Genomic DNA, 823 nt, shown 5'->3' with positions numbered 1-823 from the left:
TCTCTTTTTCCTCAAAGCTGAGTGCGGGGGCAGGTTCGTCTTCCTGCAAAGAAAGAGCTGCAACAGACTCCTCCTCATCGTCCTCATCAACCAGAACAGAAGCAATCTCTTTATCTTCAGACTCATCAGAAGTCGCCAGAGCCGGGGCGAGTTGATCTCCATCAAGAGGAAGTGTATCCTCCCCGGAATCATCATCGTCATCGGTCTCCACATCAACCCCCTGCAGGGCGAGTTCTTCGGAGATCTTCGGAATACTCACAGAATCGGGAGCAACTTCAGATTCTTCTGAGAAAAGGCCACCGATTTTAAGGTTGACAGCATTGCTGTCGGTATCAACACCAGCCATCTCCTCTTCAGCCCAAAAACCGTGCACTTCCTCCTCTTCACCCGATGAGGCCAAAGCGGGAGTTATTTCTGCAGGAGTACCAGATACGCCCTCTTTAAGATCATCGTCGTCAATTTCGGCAGTGGTATCTTCCAGAGCTGGAGTGACCTGCTTCTCACCAGTCGCACTGAAATCAGGGATCTCTTTTTCCTCAAAGCTGAGTGCGGGGGCAGGTTCGTCTTCCTGCAAAGAAAGAGCTGCAACAGACTCCTCCTCATCGTCCTCATCAACCAGAACAGAAGCAATCTCTTTATCTTCAGACTCGTCAGAAGTCGCCAGAGCCGGGGCGAGTTGATCTCCATCAAGAGGAAGTGTATCCTCCCCGGAATCATCATCGTCATCGGTCTCCACATCAACCCCCTGCAGGGCGAGTTCTTCGGAGATCTTCGGAATATTCACAGAATCGGGAGCAACTTCAGATTCTTCTGAGAAAAGGCC

1 protein-coding gene is annotated in these 823 nt (G+C 50.9%); it reads right to left on the bottom strand.

Annotated features, from left to right (window positions below; all coding sequences use genetic code 11):
* The coding region (locus tag JWG39_RS16035) for a hypothetical protein (protein WP_205220442.1) at positions 1–823 on the bottom strand (823 nt) is incomplete at both ends.

This window comes from Desulforhopalus vacuolatus, assembly GCF_016918505.1.
GTDB lineage: Bacteria > Desulfobacterota > Desulfobulbia > Desulfobulbales > Desulfocapsaceae > Desulforhopalus > Desulforhopalus vacuolatus.
The sequence above is the reverse complement of the archived record's forward strand: the minus strand, read 5'-3'. Positions and strand labels throughout refer to the sequence as shown.